The organism is Bradyrhizobium centrolobii, from assembly GCF_001641635.1.
Taxonomy (GTDB): domain Bacteria; phylum Pseudomonadota; class Alphaproteobacteria; order Rhizobiales; family Xanthobacteraceae; genus Bradyrhizobium; species Bradyrhizobium centrolobii.
In genome coordinates this window covers 1-19,811 of record NZ_LUUB01000132.1, presented here as the reverse complement: position 1 = coordinate 19,811, position 19,811 = coordinate 1, and the positions used below count along the sequence as shown (strand labels likewise).

Here is a 19,811-nt window from a genome sequence, read left to right as displayed (position 1 = left end):
GACGAGGAGACGAAACATGTCGCTGACGCTAAGCCAGCCCATCATCATGCGCAGCGAAAAAGCGAGAGTGACCGTCCAATTGTGTGTGTCTAACAGAAATATTCCAGGTGTCCCGGTGCTGCCCGAAGTGGTTGCCACTGAATACTTGCCAAGGAGGCGCTGCCCAATCAGCTCAGGGTTATCGACAAACCCTCGCACTGCCGCGAAACTAACCTCGCGGTCTGTGACCCAGTCGTCAAAATGATGCATTAGCTCTTGCTTATTAGCCACCGGCAGCACGGACGAATTCTCAATCCGCTCCGGTAGATCCTGGTAGAGTTCGCGATAATACGGCGAGTTGGCGCTAGCGAAGGCGACGGCCTCGCTCAGCCGAGCGCGTTGTCGCTGCGCAATGGCGTTGAGACCTTGCCTTCTTGCGCAATGCGCATCGAGCAATACCGATAAGATGCTTTCGCTCATGACAAGTGAACCCACAGCAGGCGAGCGCGTGGCGATGACATTCACGTCGCACCACCGCGCAAGAGGCTCGCGAAGGTTTACAGGATCATCAGACGAAACGGCCTATAACTAACCAACCGCGCCCGACTCGCGGCGCAAGCGCTTGCGCCGCGTGGGGCGCGGAGGTTGATGCTCGCTTTCTCTGGCCGCTAGGGCGCTGGCACTGTCGGCGCTGGCCCCGTCGGGCACTGGCACTGTCGGCTCTGGTGCTGTGGCGCTCGTGGCGCGAGAGACCGTCTCGATCAACCCGCCCTTGATGTAGACCCGCACAGGCAGCTGACCCAACTCACGACTAGGTGAAAGGCGAGATCCGGTTAAGGCGTGATCCGCCCGACCGGACAACGGGCGTCGCGCCCTATCGCATCCGGACGGACGGGACGCCACGCGGCTGCCCGGATAACGCCAACGTGCATTCTTTGATGCGCGTGCGGATCGGGCCGCTCACTTGCGGCCCATCCACCACCGGAGCCGAACTAGCCCGCAGTCCCGCAGGTCTTACTATCTGGGCTTGGCTAACGCTCTCGCGAAAAATCGAAGACGGGCGCGCTTTTGGCCGCACATGCATGGAACGCCGCGTTGTCCAGCACGTCGCGACAGATAGGACGCCATTGAATGTCGGCCCGATGGCACTCTTTGGTCCGTAACGGCGCGAGGAGTGGGTTGCGCACGATTGCGATGGCAATGCAGGAGCCGACGGAGATATCCGATGTTGACGCGCGCTATCCCCTACCGGCTTTGCCCAACAGGTCCACACTTTCCGCGAGCTTCAGCTCGACGAAATCCATATGCGCGATGATGGCCGTTCGCGCGCGCTGTGGATCGCGGGCGCGCAAGGCATCATAGACGTCGCGGTGATGCTGCCAGATCAGATTCTGCTCCTCGCGCTTGGGAATGAACCGCTTCAGCCGGTAGAACGCAGAGAAAGTCTCGCGCAGCATCGCCATCATGCGCACGGCAAGCGGGTTTCCGGTCGCGACCGCGAGTGCGCGGTGGAATTCGATGTCGTTCTCCTCCCAGGCGCCGTCGCTGACGTCGAGCTGGCGCATGGCATCGAGCCTCGCCTTCAAGGCGGCAAGATCGCTCCTTTTGGCCACCTTGGCCGCGTGCTGGGCGCACCAGCCTTCCAGCGCCCGCCTGATCTCGAAAAACTCGCCGATCCTGTCCGCCTCGATCTTGATCAGATCCACCAGAGGCTTGTCCTCCGGGCCGTGTGCGGTCTTCGAAACCACGAAGCTGCCTGCGCCATGGCGGATCTCGATCAAGCCGACGAGCTCGGCGCGATAGATTGCCTCACGAACGGTCTGGCGGCTGGTGTTGAGCATGGTCGTGAGCTCACGCTCCGCAGGCAACCTTGTGCCGGGCGGAAAGCGACCACTGCGAATGAAAGCCGAGATCTGCTCGAAGACCTGATCGGACTTGCGCCCGCCCTTCAACGGCAGGAAGGAGCGCACCGCGGCTGAACGCTGCCTTGCCGTCGGGGCCTTTTTCATCGGCCCGTCCCCATCGATCGACGCTGCTGCTCACGCGTGGCAACGCCAAGATAGATCTCGCGGACCTGTTCGTTGCGCTCAAGCTCGTCCGCAGGCCCCTCGAGCGCGACGCGCCCGGTCTGCAGCACATAGGCATAGTCGGCTATCCGCAGCGCGAGCAGAATCGACTGTTCGGCCAAAAGCAGCGTGAGTCCCTGCCGGTGCAGCTCTGCCAGCGTGTCATAGAGCGCACTCACGACCGCCGGCGCAAGCCCGAGGCTCGGCTCGTCCAGCATCAGGAGTTTCCGCTCGCTCATCAGCGCGCGTCCGAGCGCAAGCATCTGGCGCTCGCCGCCGGACAGCGTGCCCGCGAGTTGGCGGCGGCGTTCGGCGAGCCGCGGGAATAGAGCATAAACACGTTCGAACATCGCCTGCCGGCGCGGCTGGTCGGCTAGCGTGATCGCCCCGAGCCGCAGATTCTGCTCGACCGTCTGGCCTGCGAACAGCCGCCATCCCTCCGGGGAGAGCGCCAAGCCCTTGCGCACGATCGCATAGGCAGGCTTGCCGGTTATGGGTTCGCCGCTCCATTCGACGCGCCCACCCGAGGGTTGCACAAGGCCGGCGATCGCGTTCAGCGTCGTGGTCTTGCCGGACCCGTTCGAGCCGAGTAAGGCCACCACCTGGCCGGCGCGGACTTTTAGCGAAATGTCTGCGACCCCAACGAGATCGCCATAGCTCACCGAGAGATGTTCTACCTTCAGCTCAGTCACGGCTTTGACCCCCGCTCCGGTGTTCCAGTGCGGCCAAGATAGGCCTCGATCACGCGCTCGTCGGCGACCACCTCTTCCGGCGTGCCGCTTGCGATCACGTGACCCTGGTTGAACACCACCACCCGTTTGGTGAGCGTCATGATCACTTCCATGATGTGCTCGACGATCACGATCGTGATCCCCATCTCATGCAAACGGCGGACCAGCGCGATCGCGTCCTGCAGTTCGCCCGGTGTCAGCCCGGCAAGCGATTCATCGAGTAGCAAGAGGCGCGGATCGGTGGCAAGCACACGGGCGATTTCAAGCCGCTTGCGTCCCGGCGTACCGAGCGAGCGCGCGCGCTGGTCCGGCTTCAATCCGGTGAGTTCGACAATGCGGCGGGCCTGTTCGCGGGCGTCGTCGCGGTGCGGATGGCGCAGGAAGGCGCCGACCATCACATTGTCGAGCACACTCATGTCCTCGAACGTGGTCGGCACCTGGAAGGTGCGGCCGATGCCGACGCGCGCATGCGCTTCTGCTGACGCGCGCGTCACGTCCGCCCCGTCGAAGATGATGCGCCCGGCGTTCGGGACCATGTCGCCCGCGAGGCAATTGAATAAGGTCGACTTTCCGGCCCCGTTCGGACCGATCAGGCCAATGATCTCGCCTTGATCGACGGCAAAGTCGGCGTCCGCGACGGCGCGGAATCTTCCAAACGCCTTGGATACGTTTTGCGCGTCAAGCAGTGGCATCGACCCGCTTCCATCGTTTTCGCAAGAGCCGATGCCAAAGCTCCGACAGCCCGCCCGGCTCGAAGCGGGCAATCAGCACGATGATGCCGCCATAGATGATGAAGGTCAGCCCCGAGCCGCCCCCGCCAAGCCAGTTGTTTGTCGCCGTCTGCAACGGAATGAGGATCAGCGCGCCCAGCAGCGGGCCATAGAGCGTGCCGGCGCCACCGAGTGCCGCCACGATGACCATCTGCACCGATACGAGAATGCCGAAGCCGCTGCCCGGGTCGACAAAGCCGGTCTTCACCACGTAAAGCGAGCCTGCAATCGACGTGAAGGCAGCGGAAAGCAAAAGCGCCTGCATCTTGGTCCAGTGCACTGGCACACCGAGGCTCTTGGCGGCACGTTCGCCGGCCTTGATGGCGCGCACGTAATATCCGAAGCGGCGGGATTCGAAGGTAGCGGTCACTGCCAGCACGATGCCAAGCACAACAAGAAAGATGTAGTAGTAGGGCAGTTCACTGCGAAACGTCAGGTCCCACCACGCGCGTCCCCTCGCCGGGCCCTGCAGCCCGATTGCCGCGCCGACAAAATTCCACGTGCCGACAAGGATACGGATCAGCTCCGCCACCGCGATCGTCGCCATGCTGAAATAGTGCCCGCTCAGGCGCAGCGTCGGCAAGCCGATCACGGCAGCGAGCGCAAGGCTCAACAGGATGCCGACAGGAATTCCGACGAGCGGCGGCCATCCCCACAGCGTATAGAACAAAACCGGGGTATAGGCTCCGATCCCGAAGAACATGCTGTGGCCGACCGAAATCTGTCCGGCATAGCCGCCGACGATGTTCCATGCAGAGGCGGCGATCGCCGCGAGCAGGAAAGTTACGCCGATGTCCCGATAGAAGGCATCGGAAAAGAGCAAGGGATAGAGCACGAGGCCCACCGCAAGCAGGGTAAGGCCAAGCGGCGGAGCAGCCAGCTTTTTCATGCTTTGCCCATCAGGCCCTGCGGTCGCAGCCACAACAATGCGACGAACAGAGCGTAGACAACGACGTCCTTGTAGATCACCCCGAGCCAGAAACCGGAAGCGGCCTGGATCAGCCCGATGATCAGTCCGGCGTAGAGCGAGCCGAGCACGCTGCCGAACCCGCCGAACGCCACCACTACGAAGGCAATCAATCCAAAAGTTTCTCCGACCGAAGGCGACCAGGGATAGGCGGTCGCGAGCAAGGCGCCGGCAATGCCTGCGGCACCCGCCGACAAGCCCCAGGCCAGCGCCTGGATGCGGTCCGGGCGGATCCCCATCAGCGTCGCCGCGTCAGGATCCTCCGCAACCGCCAGCAACATGCTTCCGATCAGCGTTCGCGTCAGCAAAAACTGCAGCAAGAGAGTTAGAACGATCGCGACGCTGCCGGCAACGACCTGCGCGACGGGGAGGAATATGCCGCCGAGATCGATGGTGCCGGACAGTGCGTTTCCGGGCAGCGACACAAAATTCGCGGAGAAGAACCAGAACGCCGCGTAACGAAGCAGCAGCGCCAGGCCGAAGGTAGAGAGGATTTGCGCGATCATGGGACCGCGCAGCACGTGTCGAATGAGGAAGGCGTAGATCACGACTCCGAGCGCGAACAGCGCGCCGGCGGCCGCAATCCCGAACACCGCGGGGCCGCCGCCGATCCCTACCACAACGAGAAGCGCGACATACATGCCGAGCATGACAAATTCGCCATGGGCGAAGTTGATGAAATTCATCATGCCCCAGATCAGCGTCAGCCCTGAGGAAAACAGCGCGTAGATGGCCCCCAGCAGGAGGCCGCCCACGATCACCTGCATGATCACCATCGATCAGCGATCCCTCAACCTCACTGCGTCCAGCCCGCCATCGGCCATTGCAGCTTGGCGTTGGCCGCGGTTTCCGGCCAGACCAGCTGGTATTGCTTGCCCTGCAGCTGGATCAGGTAGGTCGCGGCAAGGATGTTTTGCCCAGTCTCGTCAAACTTCACGCCCTGATAGCCCATCATTAATTGGTCGGGTTTCAGATCCGTCTTCGCCAGCGCATCGCGGATCTTCTCCGGATCGGTCGAGCCTGCGCGGTTGATGGCATCGGCAAGCGCAAAGAGGCTCTGCATGTTGCGCGCGCTGGTGTCATCGAGATCGCGGCCGGTCTTTGCCTTGTACATCTCATTGATCTTGTATGTGGTCGAGCCGGGTTTTCCGATGTCCCAGGCGCTGCGGTTCATCGCGCCCTGGGCGACATCGCTCACCGCGGGAATGAAGGAAGGATCGGAAAACCCGGTGTCGTCGCCGATCACCATCGGCGGCCTGTAGTCGAGATTCCGCATCGTCTTCATGTAGAGGATGGAATCGGCGGTGTAGCTAATGAAGATCACGACATCGGGCTGCTTCTGCTTGAGCTGCAGCACCTGCGCCGAGACGTCCGTCGAGCTCGCGCTGTAGGGAATGCGGATCGCGACGGGCACGCCGGTCTGCTTGGCCTCAGCTTCAATCGCGTCGCCGACCGAGGTGCCGTAGTCGGTATTCTCGTTGACGACTGCGATCGAGTCGATCTTCCTGCCCTGCTTCTTCAGGTCCGCGAAGAAACGCATGTAGGTGCGGGCGTAGTCGGATGCGATCGGCGTGCCGCGAAACACCCATTTGAAGCCGCGGCCGGTGATGTTGAGGGCCGCCGACTCCCCGACCATGAAGGGAACGCCGTAGCGCTCGGCCACTGCGGTCGCGGTAAAGCTGCATGAGGATTGGTAGGCGCCCATCAGCGCATTGACCTTGTCCTGGGTCACGAGCCGCGTCGTGAGCTGCTGGGCCATCGACGGATCGCCCTGATGATCGACAAGCGTCACCTCGATCTTGGCGCCGCCGAGATTGGGCAGTCCGGTCGTCGCGGCCAGCGGCAAATTGGCGAGTTCCGGATGCGCGTTGTTGATGATGTCGAGCGCGACCTCGACGGCCGCCTTGGACGCCTGCCCCGCCGCCGCGGCGTTGCCGGTGAGCGGCCACATAATCCCGATCCGGACCGGCTCGGCAGTGCGAGCGGCCGGAGCCGCAAAGCCGAACATCGCTGCCGCGACGCCGCAGACAGCCAGCAAGACAGATGATCTTGTCACATCTATCCTCCCATCCCCGCCTGTGGTTCAATCGCGAAGCGGTTCGGTCGAACCCAGCATTGTTTTTTGCTGGTCCTTCCGGCTATTGGTCAGACCTCTGACCACGCTAGGGTCGGCGGTTTCGCCTGCCAATTGCGACCATCGCCGGGGAGTTGGGGAGGGAGAACGTGGTGCAGCGCTATGACGTGACCACCGTCACCGTGCGGCCGGGAACGCATCCGCAGGCGCTTAGCGTGCTGCGCCCCCGTCTTTCTGCCGAACCGGATCTGCTGGCCTGCTGGTATTCAGAGATCGGCGCGCTCAACCGGATCATGATGATCCGCGCGAGCGGCGATGTCGCTGCAAGCATGGAAAGCCAGATCGCCACTCTGACGGAGCGCCGCCCGCTTGGCATCGGCGAGTTCATCGTCGAGATGACCATGGACACCTACGTGTCCTTCGATTTCATCGAGCCGATGCGACCGGGCCAATTCGGCCCCTGGTACGAGGTGCGCAGCTACATGCTCAAGCCGGACGGGCTCGCCCCGACAATGGAGCTTTGGCGGAAGGCGGTTCCCGCCCGCAAGGCCGTCTCCCCTCTCCTTGCCGCGATGACATCCGTGACGGGGACGGTCACGCGCTTCTTGCACATCTGGCCCTACCGAACGCTCGACGAGCGCGTGAGGCTACGGGACAAGGCAATAGCTGACGGTGTCTGGCCACCGCCCGGCGGCCCGAGCCATCTCACGGCCCAGCAAACTGACATCTACTTGCCTGCTCCCTTCTCGCCGATGCGCTGATGGTGTTTTCACGCAGTAACATGAGGCCCGGGCGCGCCAACGGCTGTGCGATCATGCGATTCTGCTTCGGACCCGAAGATATTCCCGCGTGAGGAGGTCAGCTTTCATAGAGAAAGCCTTGCTGCAGGGATCGCTAACCCAAACTCCCAACCCGACGAATTCTGGCGCTCGAGACCTCGCTTGGGCGGGTAGAGGTCTGCGAGAGGATGAGACGACGATGGAGAATCGGTCTTCCCGGCGCATGCGAACACTGGTGACCCAAATGGCCCCGTCGAGGCCTGTCCGCTAACCAGATCGCATGCGCGCTGATATCCATGATGGCCCGGAGCACTGCGCTCCAAGCCGAGGCCGGATACATTGATGCAAGACCGCATCTACCGGATCGTCGAAATCTTCTTGCACCGCACGACCGGGCCATACATCCGGGTCAAAAGCAGCGGTCAGCCCAACGATCGTGTGGCGTCCGGTTTCCCGCAAACAGCCGACATGGCGGCGGCTCCTGCGTTGTTCAGCTCAGGGCCAAAGGCTGACATCACGCGCGGCTCTCCGCTGGGATCACAATAAGTTGGGCAGGACGATTAACTGGGATTGCGCGGGAAGGGGATCGCCTACTCGATGAGGGGATCGCAGTCTCGCTTGGTCAGTTTCGGGCCCAGGCCTCTATACTGAGTGTGCTGAGTGTGCCAAGCGCTAACCTGTTTGGAACTTTTCGCGCCCGCCATGGTGTGGCATGATGCCACAACAAGAGCCGGAAGAGGCCTGGCCAGAGGGAGGATCCAATTATGGATGAGCGTACCTCGCTGTCTCGCCGGAAGCTACTGCACACGCTGGCTGGTGCCGGCGTCATCGCTGCGGCCGATCTGGCCTGGTGGGATGCTCCGTTCATTGCCCCGCGCAGGGCTTGGGGCGCCGAGCCGGTCCGCTTTCAATGGAGCGTTCCCGAGCCGACACGCATCGCGCTGATGAACTCGCTGGTCGAGCGCTTCAATCAGTCGCAGAAGGATTTCGCGGTGCAGATCGAATATGTGCCGCAGGCACAAGCACGTCAGAAGCTCATCAGCGCAATCACTGGCGGAAGCCCGCCCGATCTCTGCCAGGTCTGGGACAACTGGGTCGGCCAGTTCAACGGCATGGGCGCCGTCGAAGACATCACCGCGCGCGCGAAGACCTGGAAGCACTACGCGGATGTCGTGCCCACCGCCTGGCAGACCGTCACCATCAACAGCAAGATCATCTCGCTGCCGCTCGCCGTGACGCTCGACGGAATTTACTACCGCACCGACCGTCTGAAAGAGCTCGGCCTCAAGGAGCCGACACCGGACTGGACCTGGGACGAGTTCCTCGCCCTCTCGAAAGCCTTCACCAAGGCGGACAAGAACCAGTACGGCTACGGGATGCGCGGCAGCGGCACCTGGGCGCTGCTCTATCCGACCGAGTTCGCCTACGCCAACGGGGCAGAAGTGCTCAAGGACGGCAAGGTGGTGATCAATTCCAAGGAAGCCGTCGACGCGGTTGCTTGGTATCTCGACCTCGCGCTCAAGCACAAGGTCACGCCGCCGAGCGCGGCGACCGACGGCTTTGTCGAAATCGTCGAAACCTTCGGGCGTGGCGTCACTAGCATGTACCAGCACAATTCTGGCTCGAGCGGCCAGCAGAAGAAAAACGTTGGCGTCGACAAATTCGCCACGCTGCCTTTGCCGATCGGTCCGGCGAAGAAGCGCGCCTCATTCTGGTTCTCCGAGACGCTCACCATGTTCAAAGGCGCGAAGAACAAGGAAGGCGCCTGGCAGTTCATGAGCTTCATGCTCGATGATGAGCCGAGCCTCAAATACAACACGACCCTCGGCCTGTTGCCGGCGCGCAAGTCGATCCTCGACAGGCCGGTATTTTCCAAAGACCCCGCGCTCGCCGGCTTCGTGCAGTCCTTCCCGATCGGCATCGTCAGCCCTTACCTCGCCTATCCCGGCTGGGGCGGCAAGATCGACTCGGACGGCGTACCGCTCATTCAACAGGCAATGCTTGGAAAGGTTTCCGCAAAAGAGTGCCTCGACCGCTTCGCCGAAATCCTGAAGAAGGAGATGACGTAAGCGTCGGGAACGATCATGACCACGCTCACCGTTGCAAAGCCCCGCACCCGTCCGCTGATCAGCTGGCGAGTGCGCAAGCTGTTGATCGGGTATTCGTACCTCGTGCCGGCCGCGCTTTGCATGCTTGCGACGGTCGTCGTGCCGATCCTGCTCGCGATCAAGATGAGCCTTTACGCCGACATCCTGTACAAGCCGCAGGACTACCGCTTCATCGGGCTTGGCAACTACCTCCGCCTTGTCGAGGACCCCGTGTTCTGGCTGACGCTGAGGAATTCTGTTGTCTGGGTGTTCGGTTCGGTCCTCCTGCAATTCTTGCTCGGATTTGCCGCAGCCCTTCTGCTCCAGCAGGCCTTCACGGGACGCGCTCTGGTGCGCACTCTGACCCTGCTGCCCTGGATCATCCCGGGAGTCGTGGTGGGGCTGATCTGGGAATGGCTCTATCAACCGAATTATGGCGTCATCAATGACCTCCTGATCCGGGTCGGCCTGATGCAGGAGCGCGTCGCCTGGCTCTCGTCACCGGATCTCGCGATGGCGGCGGTTGTCTTCACCAATGTCTGGCGCGGGATTCCCTTCTTCGCCATCATGCTGCTAGCGGGGCTACAAGCCGTTCCGGACGAGCTGTACGAGGCGGCCCACGTCGACGGCGCGGGCGTGTTCGCCCGTTTCTGGCACATCACTTTGCCGCTGCTGCGGCCCATCATCGTCGTCGCGACGGCCACGCGCATCATCTGGACATTCAATTATGCCGACCTGATCTTTGTCATGACCGGCGGCGGCCCGGCCAACGCCACGCAGATCACCTCGACCTACACGCTGCTGCAGGCCTATTCGAGCCTCGACTTCGGTTACGCCGGCGCGCTCTCGGTCGTCCTGCTCCTCGTGATGCTGGCGTTCACGTGGCTCTACCTGCGCACAACCAAAGGCCTCGAGGACACCGAATGACGCGTCGCGCTGCTCCGAAAGACCTTGCCGAGCGGGTGTTGGCTGGTCCCGTGATCTGGATCGGTCTTGTGCTGCTCACCGCCTTTGCCCTTGGGCCGTTCGTCTGGATGTTCCTCACATCGCTGAAGGACCGGCAGGAGCTTTACGCAACGCCGCTGCAATATCTGCCGGTCCATCCCACCTTCGAGAATTACGTCGATGCCTGGACGTCGCCGGTCACGCCGTTCAGCCGCTTCTTTCTCAACAGCTTGTGGGTATGTTCGGTCACGATGGTCGCGACCACCGTGGTATCGGTGCTCGCCGGCTATGCGATTGCCCGCTTCCGCTTCGCAGGACGAGATGCGCTGCTGCTGATCTTTCTTGCCACCCAGATGTTTCCGAGCGTTCTCCTGATCGCGCCGCTGCTCACGCAATGGCGCACGCTCGGCCTGATCGATACCTATCAGGCGCTGATTTATTCGAATTTCTCGTTCACCGTGCCGTTCACAGTCTGGATGATGGTCGGCTATTTCAGCTCCATACCACGCGACCTCGAAGAGAGCGCGATGATCGACGGCTGCAACCATTTCGGCGCGCTTTGCCGCATCGTGCTGCCGCTCGCGGCTCCGGGCATCGCTGCGACCGCCATTTTCGCTTTCGTCGTATCCTGGAGCGAGCTCTTGTTCGCGATCTCGTTCACGACCGAGACCAGCATGCGCACGCTCTCAGCTGGGCTGCTCTACATGGTCGGCCAGTACGAGGTGCAATGGGGACAGCTATCGGCCGGGGTCATTCTGAGCACCGTTCCCGTGGCCGTGCTGTTCAGCTTCCTGCAACGACACTTGACACATGGGCTGACCGCGGGCGCGGTGAAGGGTTAAGCCTGCTCTTTCCAACCAAACGCCGTGTCGTAAGATAGCGCCACGTTGGCTCGCCAACCGACGTGCGCAGCAGCGAAGGTCTGTGCCTCTCGCCAGACACGAACCAGCGCGCCCTTGCGGCCACTGGTTTTGAACTGGGCGGGTCGACGGGGTCCACAACGGGTCAATCGCGTCATTTTTCGCCTGTACCCAGATGTCTGCTTATCCCCAGAATCTGTTGCAAAACTCCTCTGCAGCGGGACAGCCAACTTTCTGACAGCCGCTGAAGTGGAGGCATCACGGTCGGGCTTCGACTTTGGCCTAGGAGTCGCCCTGCAAACCCGCGCGGAAGAGATCGCCTGGTTGGATTGAGCTCCTCCTCAAATGCGATCCAAAGTCGTCACTCGACGCCGGATCGTCGGGACATGCAGGCCGAAAATGGGATCAAAGGCTCTTGGGCACATGGTGGAGCAATCGACGCACGTTTTCGGTCAGATGCCGACAACGCGCCGCCCCAGTTAGACCCGGGCAGATCGACAACCTGGCCTATATAGGCTCGCTTGGGCACGATCCGTCGTTGCCGAGTTCGCGCGAACCAACGAAGCGCGTCCCACCCGACAGAACAACTTCTAACGAGCAATCGTCCCCGGTTGTAAGCTTGGCGTAAGGTTGGTGTACATCATCAGCTGGGCTACGCGCATCGAACTATGCGGTAGAGGCAATAGGTGTATGCTGATGATGATCGTGGGCCAGCCCCAAGGCTCGCCTCGATTACGAGGTCCTGTTGGCTTCGCGTCCATTCCTGGGCCTCGTTCAGTTAGGAAATGCCGACCGAGCTCGCTGCGAGCGGATTTATCGAGAGGCAGCGTCTCTATCGACCGCGCGTAGCGGTTGGCGCATCTCACCTTCAGTGTTCGAAAGGTTGATCTGAATGGATCGCCTTGTCGCCATCGCCGTCCAGCGCCGCTACCTGATGGTTGGCATCTTCGTGGCCGTGTTGATCGGCGGCCTGATCGCATTTCGGCAGCTCAACATCGAAGCCTATCCAGATCCGACACCGCCGATGGTCGATATCGTGACCCAGAGCTCGGGCCTGTCGGCGGAAGAGATCGAGCGCTATATCACGATTCCGATCGAGACCCAGGTCGCGGGCATAAAGAACGTGACCACGATCCGCACGATCTCGCTTTACGGTTTGTCCGACGTCAAGCTGCAGTTCTCTTTCGCTTACACCTACGACGAAGCGCTGCAGCAGGTCTTGAATCGGCTGGCGCAGTTGGCGCCGCTGCCTGGCAATGTGCAGCCGCAGATCTCTCCGGTGAGCCCGATCGGCGAAATCTACCGCTATCGGCTGGTCGGGCCGCCGAACTACAGCGTGCTCGACCTCAAGACTATCCAGGACTGGATTCTCCAGCGCCGTTTTCGCGCGGTGCCCGGCGTGATTGACGTCACCGGCTGGGGCGGCAAGACCAAAACTTTCGAGCTGCAGGTCGACTTCAATAAGCTGATCGCCAACGGGCTGACGCTGCCGCAGATGCTGCAGGCGGTGAGCAATTCCAACATCAATGTCGGCGGCAACACCATCAATATCGGGTCCCAGTCCGCCGTCGTACGCGGCGTCGGCCTGATCCGCTCCATGGACGATCTTGCCAAGACCATGATCTCGCAGAGCGGCGGCAATCCGGTGCTGGTCAAGGATGTTGCGACCGTCACCGTGGGCGAGAAGCCGCGGCTCGGCATCGCCGGCCTCGATGACGACGATGACATCGTCCAGGGCATCGTGCTGATGCGGCGCGGGGAGCAGAGCACGCCGACCATTCAGCGAGTCGAGCAGCAGGTCGCAAAAATCAACAACTCCAGCATCCTGCCGCCTGGCGTGCATATCGAGCGGATCTACGACCGCAAGGACCTGATCGATCTCACCACATCGACGGTGCTGCACAACATGGTCATGGGCATCCTCCTGATCGTGCTGGTGCAATGGATCTTCCTGGGTGATCTCCGAAGCGCACTGATCGTCGGTGCTACGATCCCGTTCGCGCTGTTTTTCGCCGTCACCGTCCTAGTGCTACGAGGCGAATCCGCGAACCTCCTGTCGGTCGGTGCCATCGACTTCGGCCTGATCGTGGACGCCACCGTCATCATGGTGGAAGCAATCTTCCGACGGCTGACGCAAACCACGACTCTCGCGCAGATCGAGGAAGGTTATATCTCGATCGACACGACGATGGGCATGAAACGTCATGCTATCCTCAGCGCGGGCGCAGACGTATCCCGGTCGATCTTCTTTGCCGCCACCATCATCGTTGCGGCGTTTCTGCCGCTGTTCACCTTGAGCGGCGTCGAGGGCAACATCTTCGGGCCGATGGCGCGAACCTATGCCTACGCACTGGTCGGCGGCCTGCTAGCGACCTTCACTGTGACGCCGGCGTTGAGTGCGATCATCCTGCCGCCTCACGTGCGCGAAACCGAAACGCGGCTGATGGCATTGCTGCACCGGCTCTACGTGCCCGTGCTGAACTGGGCCGTCGGCAATCGGGATCTGGTGATGATCGGCGCCATCGGCCTTGCCGTGATGACATTTGTTTTCGGCCGCACCCTGGGACTGGAATTCCTGCCCAAGCTCGAGGAGGGAAATCTCTGGATTCGCGCGACGCTGCCGCCGACCATCTCGCTTGCGGAAGGCAACACTTACGTCAACGAGATGCGGAAATTGATCCGCAGCCGCCCCGAGGTTGAAGCCGTGGTCTCGCAGCACGGACGCCCTGACGATGGCACGGACGCGACTGGATTTTTCAACGCCGAATTCTTCGCGCCGCTGAAGCCGATGAGCGAATGGCCAGCCACCCACAACAAGGAAGTACTCACCGCCGAACTACTCAATCAACTGGACGACCGCTTTCCGGGCGTCGAGTTCAATTTCTCGCAATATCTGCAGGACAACGTGTCCGAAGCGGTGTCCGGCGTGAAGGGTGAGAACTCGATCAAGCTGTTCGGTAACGATCTCAAATCGCTGACCGAGACCGCGCAAAAGATCAAATCGGTGCTGGCGACCGTGCAGGGCATCACCGATCTTGCGGTGTTCACCTCGCTCGGCCAGCCAACCATCCAGATCGACATCGACCGCGCCAAGGCCGCGCGTTACGGGCTTGCGCCCGGCGATATCAACGCCACCATCAAGGTGGCGATCGGCGGTGATAGCGCCGGCGATCTCTTCGAGCCCGGCAGCGACCGGCATTTCCCGATCATCGTTCGGCTGGCGCCGGAATATCGCAAGAGCGCAGAGGCGATCCAGAACTTGCGGATCGGCGTCAATGGACCGAACGGCATCGCGCAAATCCCGCTGAGCGAGGTCGCCTCCATCAGCCTCGTCTCCGGCGCGGCCTTCATCTACCGCGAGCAGCAGGAGCGCTATCTGCCGATCAAGTTCTCGGTGCGCGAGCGCGACCTCGGCGGCGCGATCCAGGAGGCTCAGCAGAAGATCGCTGCCGAGGTCCAGCTTCCGCCCGGATCGCGGCTCGAATGGGTGGGCGAATACGGCAACCTGCAGGACGCAATCAAGCGTCTGTCGATTGTGGTGCCGATCAGCCTCGCGCTGATCGCCATCCTGCTCTGGTTCAATTTCGGTTCGATCGTCGAGATTCTGCTCGCTATGAGCGTGATCCCGATGGCGATCTTCGGCGGCGTGCTCGGGCTGCTGGCATCAGGCATTCCGTTCAGCGTCTCCGCCGCGATCGGTTTCGTCGCGCTCTTCGGCATCGCCGTGATGGACGGCATCATTATCCTCTCACAGTTCAACACGCTGATCGAGGAAGGCTACGACCGGATCAGTGCCGTGTTCCGCACAGGCGAGCTACAGTTGCGGCCGGTGCTGATGACCTGCGTGGTGGCCGGTGTCGGGCTGTTGCCGGCGGCGCTATCGCAGGGCATCGGCTCGCAGGTGCAGAAGCCGCTCGCCGTCGTGGTCGTGACGGGCATGATGCTGGCGCCGCTCGTGATCTTGGTGACGCTGCCGGTCCTGATCTCCTTCTTCTCGCGCCGGGCGCGGTGATCTGCAGACGGGGCAGAGCGGGCGGCTGTGCGCAACCATCGAATGCCGCAACGGAAGTGCGCTCCCTCTCCCGCTTGCGGGCCCTGCGAGCGGGAGACGAGGTGCAGCCGGGCGGCTCCCGACGATCCGGCGTCGAGTGACGACTTTGGATTGTATTTGAGGACGGGGGCTGAATCAGCCGGGCGGTCTGTTCCGCGCGGATTGCTGGGCGACTTCTAGACCAAAATCGAGGCCCGCCCGTGATGCCTCCATCGGCGATGTGATTGCAATCAACGACGACGCGATTGATCAAGTGATAATCGCCATCCTATGCCGCTTCTTTAGCAGTTCATAGAGCTCTGGAGTTGGCTTAGAACGGCTCTGGTAAACTGGCCGCAGCTGAGACAATAGATGTGTTCTGACGAACTCAATCACGTCTCAGACGTCACGTTGAAAGCGTTTCCATAGTTTCTCAAGTCACATGCTAGGTCATCGGGGCGCGTCCTGAGCGGGCTCGATTGAGCGAAGCGGAAAGACTCAGTGCAGATCAAGGACGACGGGCCGCACACAGCGACGGCGCCCGTAATGGGTGATGATGTACGACCGTCAGGAACAGCAGACGTCGCATTCTTCGCCTGACGCTTTGGATTCGAGAAAGAGCCGCCTGAACTACCGATATCCAGCGGCCTAACGGATTGCAGTTGGGTGATTAATTACCATCCATTTATCGAGTTTGCTCGGTGATTGGCTCAACACTTTTGGTGCATCTTCAGAGTTGTGAAATCAGAACCGATTGAAATTCGACTCGAGTCTTCTGTGCGAACAATCAGATTTGATATTGTGGGTTGTGTCTGTCCTTGCTTGGTGCACCGCGAACGAGCGGAATAAACTGGGCCGTTTGTGCCAGGCGTTTCGCTTAGATCGATAATGTTGCATGAAGTTCGCGAGCTTGTGTAGGACTTGGCTGACAGGACGACGATCGATTCATCTGTAGCGTTGCTACAGGCATCCGCGTTTGGTGCCCACGCGCCCCAGAGGGGCTGTGGAATCGACGCGAGCCGCTTCACGCCGGCGACGGCCGGACATGATGTGATCATGATCATCGCGGGCATAACGACAGTGACGATTCTGCGGGTGGCGCGATTCGTGCTCATGGAGGCCAAGGACTTTTGTTTTTCCTAGAGGGAACGCGGGCGGGCGCCCGCCGGTTCACGCTGGCAGGCCTACCCATCATGCTTGGTGATATGCCGCTCCATCGCTGGGGCTGGGGCCAAGGTCAAGCGATGGAGCGGTAGCCAGAAGCATCGTTACCAGCGCAGCTTCCAACGCCCCAAGAATGCGATCGAGATTCCGGCGCGTTGAGGACGAATGCTGGGCGCTTTATCTGCGGAATAGATTCCAGATTAGGGCAAACGCTAGTCCAGCGGGTTCACTTACTCCGACAACCCGGTCAGGTATCGGATGACGACGAATGTCCCCGCGCCAACGAAAGCCGTCAGGCCCATGGAGAACAGAACCCTCAAAAGCTCTGCTTGTTTGGTGCTCAAGTGGAGGCCCCGCATTGTTCGTCTGCCACACAGGTGCTTTTGCTAATTGGCAACACAGCTCGACATTGCAGTGAGAAGAAGGCGGCCGTAAGCTTCGGTCCAAGCGATTTGAGCCCTAAGACCAAGGCCCGCCGGTTCTCGCTGGCGGGCCCCAAGGCGATGCAAGAAACTGCCAGACGATCAACAACACGACGTTCGCCCGCATTGCGTAGATAGTCCGGCAGCGGATCCGGTTCATTCGAAAACCTCGTATTCGAACGCGACGCCTTCGGGATCGTTATCCTCGAACCACTTCTCGGCCGCGTCCTGGTTGACGAACACCTTGATGTGCTCCTTGTCGCCGACCTGCTTGCTGGTGTTGACGTAGACGAAGACTGTCATGGCTCACCCATGAAGTTTGGGCTTTTTCTAGGACTACTCGACCTCACATCGGTGCGTGCAAATCGCCTTGCAGCCAGCGGCCAAGGGCCTTCGAATGCATAGGATCTTCGTAGGCGGCAAGGGTCGTAAGCATGTGGTTGCAGACAGCGCACTGAAACCTGTGCAAGTCCACGCCTGGGCGCTCTGGCTCGATGCTGACGAGCATCATCGAAGCCTTGCACCTCGGACAGGCGGGGCGCTGAAATGTGGTCGGTGGAATGGCGGGCGACGGGCGTTGAGGTTGGGCCATGATGCCTCCCTACGTATAGGCGGGAGCGCAACACTCTCAGTCACCGGCAAATGCCACGATGCGGACCGGTGATAACGCAAGTATGCGCCGCAGCGACCTCAAACGCGAGACAATTCGGCCCCCGGCACCACGTAGGGACTGGAACCGCCCGCGGCTGGCCAGCCATCGCCGCCGATTAGGCCGCTGACAGTCCCAAAAAATACGCTACGTCCGTATTTAACCCCTTGTGTCCTAATCTGAATCCCCGGGTGTCCTAATTTTGTTTAGAGCCATCTTGGCCTAGCGTCCTAGTTCCGCCTTAACCCATGTTATGAATGTTCCGCCGGAGTTTCATGGGTGGCTGATGAAAAAGGGCGACGTGACGTGCTCAGAGTGCGGGGCTGGCTTCAGGCGGCTTGAGCTTGAGACAACATCGGCACCACCCGCTACGGGCGAATATCGCTGTCCGGTCTGCGGTGAAGTCTTTGAACAATTCGATGGCAGCACATTCTTCGCCTACCGCCTCACGATTCAGCCGTCGATTAAGGGCATACGAGACTCGCGGGGCCACCTACGCCCCATTCTGCGCGTTATCCTTGCACCATGGCCGAGACAGACGCAGAACGCTTCCGCAAGGAAGCCGAGGATTGCCGCCACCTAGCTGAGAAGGCGATCAGCCCGCTCGACAAGGAAGCGTGGCTGCGCTTGGCCGCCGACTGGCTTAAGCTCGCACAGGATGCCGAGAGCCGTGGAGGTCGGTGGTTTCGTACCTAATGGCCCCCTGACAGAAGTATAAGGCCCGCCAAACCGGCGGCCTTCATCTGCTCGTTCACCCAGGGCGCGATCAGCGCGCGGCGGCGAAGCGATGGAACCGTTTAGTTCGTGCTCAGAACCGCGGCTTTTTTTGCAACGCTCATTCAACTGCGGTTCAGCCCGGGACGGCCACACTCTCCATCACGAATCCACACATGGAGGCTTCGATGGGAAAGCCGATTGCCATTCTACTCTCTTCCGCGGCGTTCGCCGCCCTTGCCGCGAGTAGTGCCGACGCCATGCCGATCTCGCGCTCGACCGTACCAACGTTGAACGTCGAGCAGGTTCGCTGGGTGTGCAACGAATGGGGGCGCTGTTGGCACCAGCGTGACTATTACCGTCCCTACGGGTACTACCGACGCTATGACGACGACGAGTGGCGACAGCGTTACCGATACCGACATAGCTATGGCTATTACGGTCCACGTTGGGGCGGTTACGGTTGGCGCCGCGGTTTGGAGGATGACAACGAGCAATGAGCCGCGATCAGCGGCGTCGAGCGCATCGTGATCCAGAGCATGCTCGCTTCATCGCTAAGTCCCGCGCTGTCCGATAGGTAAAGCTGGGACACAAGGTCCCCATGTAAGCTTGCCGTCAGGATAGGAGATCGCGATCTCGAATAGATCGTTCGAGCTTGGCGCATTCGCACCAAAGACCAGACTGCGTCTTACTTTGAACACGCCATCCGATTTCTACTTTTTCCCGATCCGGGACGGCCGCTGAATCGTTGGCGACCGATCAAAGAGAGAAAGGGTGGATCAAAATGAAAAAGGTGTTCGTAGTCGCGGCTGCGTTGGTCGCTGTCACTTCGGCGGCCCATGCGCGTGGACCAGGCGGCAGCTTTGGCGGAGGCGCCTCCAGCTTCTCGCCGGGCCATTCGTTCCAGAGCAGCGGCCCCGTCACGGGCACGACCGGCGCTTCAGGCTATTCCCCCGGCCATCAGATGCAGTCCAATGGACCCGTAACCGGATCTCCGGGAGCCTCAGGCTACACGCCCGGTAAGCTCAAGCGCTAAAAGCATAAAGGACACGCGCAAGAGGCCGCCTCAGTTGGCGGCCTCTTTTCGTTTTTGGGGACGATCAGCGCGTCACGCCGGTTTCCCGCAGGCATGGCGTATGGTTCTCGTTGATGCAGGCTGTCTCGGCGCACCACTTTTCCAGTCCGCGCCATGCCACAACCGCACCGGTGACGGCCGCACCTCCAGTCGATCGACCCAAGCACTTTGATGAACTCACCGACATCCGTCCACGTCGAATGGAGCGGGCCTCACAGGCCTAACCAAGTGATGATTAGCAGATCAATACGAGGCCCGCAGCGCTGGCCGTTCCGGCGTAACGATCAAGGTTCATGGGGGAGCGATAGCGTTGATCGAAAGAGAGCCCCAGCCAAGGGAGCTGGGCCAGGGCTTAAAGGTCCCAGTGCGCGACCGGGAGAGGAGTCGCGTGCCGTCGGAGCATGTCTGAGTCGATGCTGCCTTGTTTTGGTGGAAGCGCTGTGGTCCACAGGAAAGACCGGCCGCTAGCTCCACTCTGCGGCGAGCTTCGCGATCTGCT

General features: G+C 61.2%; 17 protein-coding genes and 1 pseudogene. 10 read left to right on the top strand and 8 right to left on the bottom strand.

Annotated features, from left to right (window positions below; genetic code table 11):
- From AYJ54_RS46380 to AYJ54_RS46350, 7 genes and pseudogenes are all read right to left on the bottom strand, one after another.
- Nucleotides 1-459 (bottom strand): annotated as a pseudogene (locus tag AYJ54_RS46380) (phenylacetate--CoA ligase family protein); the annotation flags it as partial.
- Nucleotides 460-1,217: 758 nt separating this feature from the next.
- Nucleotides 1,218-1,988, bottom strand: coding sequence for a FadR/GntR family transcriptional regulator (locus tag AYJ54_RS46375; RefSeq protein ID WP_063709248.1), 771 nt, complete (start codon nucleotides 1,986-1,988; stop codon nucleotides 1,218-1,220).
- Nucleotides 1,985-2,737, bottom strand: coding sequence for an ABC transporter ATP-binding protein (locus tag AYJ54_RS46370; RefSeq protein WP_063709247.1), 753 nt, complete (start codon nucleotides 2,735-2,737; stop codon nucleotides 1,985-1,987). The genes AYJ54_RS46375 and AYJ54_RS46370 overlap by 4 nt, the downstream gene beginning before the upstream one ends.
- Nucleotides 2,734-3,468, bottom strand: coding sequence for an ABC transporter ATP-binding protein (locus tag AYJ54_RS46365; RefSeq protein ID WP_201724347.1), 735 nt, complete (start codon nucleotides 3,466-3,468; stop codon nucleotides 2,734-2,736). Before AYJ54_RS46365 ends, AYJ54_RS46370 begins: the two co-directional genes overlap by 4 nt.
- A complete protein-coding gene (locus AYJ54_RS46360) occupies nucleotides 3,455-4,435 on the bottom strand; it encodes a branched-chain amino acid ABC transporter permease (protein WP_063709246.1) in 981 nt (326 codons plus the stop codon). Before AYJ54_RS46360 ends, AYJ54_RS46365 begins: the two co-directional genes overlap by 14 nt.
- Nucleotides 4,432-5,289 (bottom strand): branched-chain amino acid ABC transporter permease, encoded by an 858-nt coding sequence (locus AYJ54_RS46355; RefSeq protein ID WP_063709245.1) that lies wholly within the window; start codon nucleotides 5,287-5,289, stop codon nucleotides 4,432-4,434. Before AYJ54_RS46355 ends, AYJ54_RS46360 begins: the two co-directional genes overlap by 4 nt.
- Nucleotides 5,290-5,309: 20 nt before the next feature.
- Entirely contained in the window at nucleotides 5,310-6,569 is a 1,260-nt protein-coding gene (locus AYJ54_RS46350; protein ID WP_136624400.1) for an ABC transporter substrate-binding protein, read from the bottom strand.
- Nucleotides 6,570-6,736: 167 nt separating this feature from the next.
- Here AYJ54_RS46350 and AYJ54_RS46345 point away from each other — a divergent pair, with 167 nt between their 5' ends.
- The 7 genes from AYJ54_RS46345 to AYJ54_RS51750 all read left to right on the top strand — a co-directional run bounded on the left by AYJ54_RS46345 (nucleotide 6,737) and on the right by AYJ54_RS51750 (nucleotide 16,431).
- A complete protein-coding gene (locus AYJ54_RS46345) occupies nucleotides 6,737-7,348 on the top strand; it encodes an NIPSNAP family protein (protein ID WP_082906155.1) in 612 nt (203 codons plus the stop codon).
- 360 nt (nucleotides 7,349-7,708) lie between these two features.
- On the top strand, nucleotides 7,709-7,912 hold the full coding sequence (locus AYJ54_RS50430) for a hypothetical protein (RefSeq protein ID WP_136624399.1): 204 nt from the start codon (nucleotides 7,709-7,711) through the stop codon (nucleotides 7,910-7,912).
- A gap of 218 nt (nucleotides 7,913-8,130) precedes the next feature.
- Nucleotides 8,131-9,435, top strand: coding sequence for an ABC transporter substrate-binding protein (locus AYJ54_RS46340; protein WP_063709244.1), 1,305 nt, complete (start codon nucleotides 8,131-8,133; stop codon nucleotides 9,433-9,435).
- 15 nt (nucleotides 9,436-9,450) lie between these two features.
- The gene (locus tag AYJ54_RS46335) at nucleotides 9,451-10,380 is read left to right on the top strand and encodes a carbohydrate ABC transporter permease (RefSeq protein ID WP_063709243.1); all 930 of its coding nucleotides are present in this window, start codon (nucleotides 9,451-9,453) and stop codon (nucleotides 10,378-10,380) included.
- Complete coding sequence (locus tag AYJ54_RS46330; protein ID WP_063709242.1) at nucleotides 10,377-11,240, top strand: carbohydrate ABC transporter permease; 864 nt, start codon at nucleotides 10,377-10,379, stop codon at nucleotides 11,238-11,240. The genes AYJ54_RS46335 and AYJ54_RS46330 overlap by 4 nt, the downstream gene beginning before the upstream one ends.
- A gap of 910 nt (nucleotides 11,241-12,150) precedes the next feature.
- Nucleotides 12,151-15,270, top strand: a complete 3,120-nt coding sequence (locus tag AYJ54_RS46325) for an efflux RND transporter permease subunit (RefSeq protein WP_063709241.1) — start codon at nucleotides 12,151-12,153, stop codon at nucleotides 15,268-15,270.
- 939 nt (nucleotides 15,271-16,209) lie between these two features.
- On the top strand, nucleotides 16,210-16,431 hold the full coding sequence (locus tag AYJ54_RS51750) for a hypothetical protein (RefSeq protein WP_063709240.1): 222 nt from the start codon (nucleotides 16,210-16,212) through the stop codon (nucleotides 16,429-16,431).
- A gap of 599 nt (nucleotides 16,432-17,030) precedes the next feature.
- Here AYJ54_RS51750 and AYJ54_RS51665 read toward each other — a convergent pair.
- Nucleotides 17,031-17,177 carry a hypothetical protein gene (locus AYJ54_RS51665; RefSeq protein ID WP_201724346.1) on the bottom strand — a complete coding sequence of 49 codons (147 nt, stop codon included), beginning with the start codon at nucleotides 17,175-17,177 and terminating at the stop codon, nucleotides 17,031-17,033.
- Nucleotides 17,178-18,048: 871 nt separating this feature from the next.
- On the opposite strand from AYJ54_RS51665, the gene AYJ54_RS51020 reads away from it, so the two are divergent.
- The 3 genes from AYJ54_RS51020 to AYJ54_RS48650 all read left to right on the top strand — a co-directional run bounded on the left by AYJ54_RS51020 (nucleotide 18,049) and on the right by AYJ54_RS48650 (nucleotide 19,273).
- Nucleotides 18,049-18,219, top strand: a complete 171-nt coding sequence (locus AYJ54_RS51020) for a hypothetical protein (RefSeq protein WP_161491961.1) — start codon at nucleotides 18,049-18,051, stop codon at nucleotides 18,217-18,219.
- 206 nt (nucleotides 18,220-18,425) lie between these two features.
- Nucleotides 18,426-18,737 (top strand): hypothetical protein, encoded by a 312-nt coding sequence (locus AYJ54_RS48655; RefSeq protein ID WP_063696015.1) that lies wholly within the window; start codon nucleotides 18,426-18,428, stop codon nucleotides 18,735-18,737.
- A 284-nt stretch (nucleotides 18,738-19,021) separates the two neighbouring features.
- Complete coding sequence (locus AYJ54_RS48650) at nucleotides 19,022-19,273, top strand: hypothetical protein (RefSeq protein ID WP_082905394.1); 252 nt, start codon at nucleotides 19,022-19,024, stop codon at nucleotides 19,271-19,273.
- Nucleotides 19,274-19,811 lie beyond the last annotated feature (538 nt).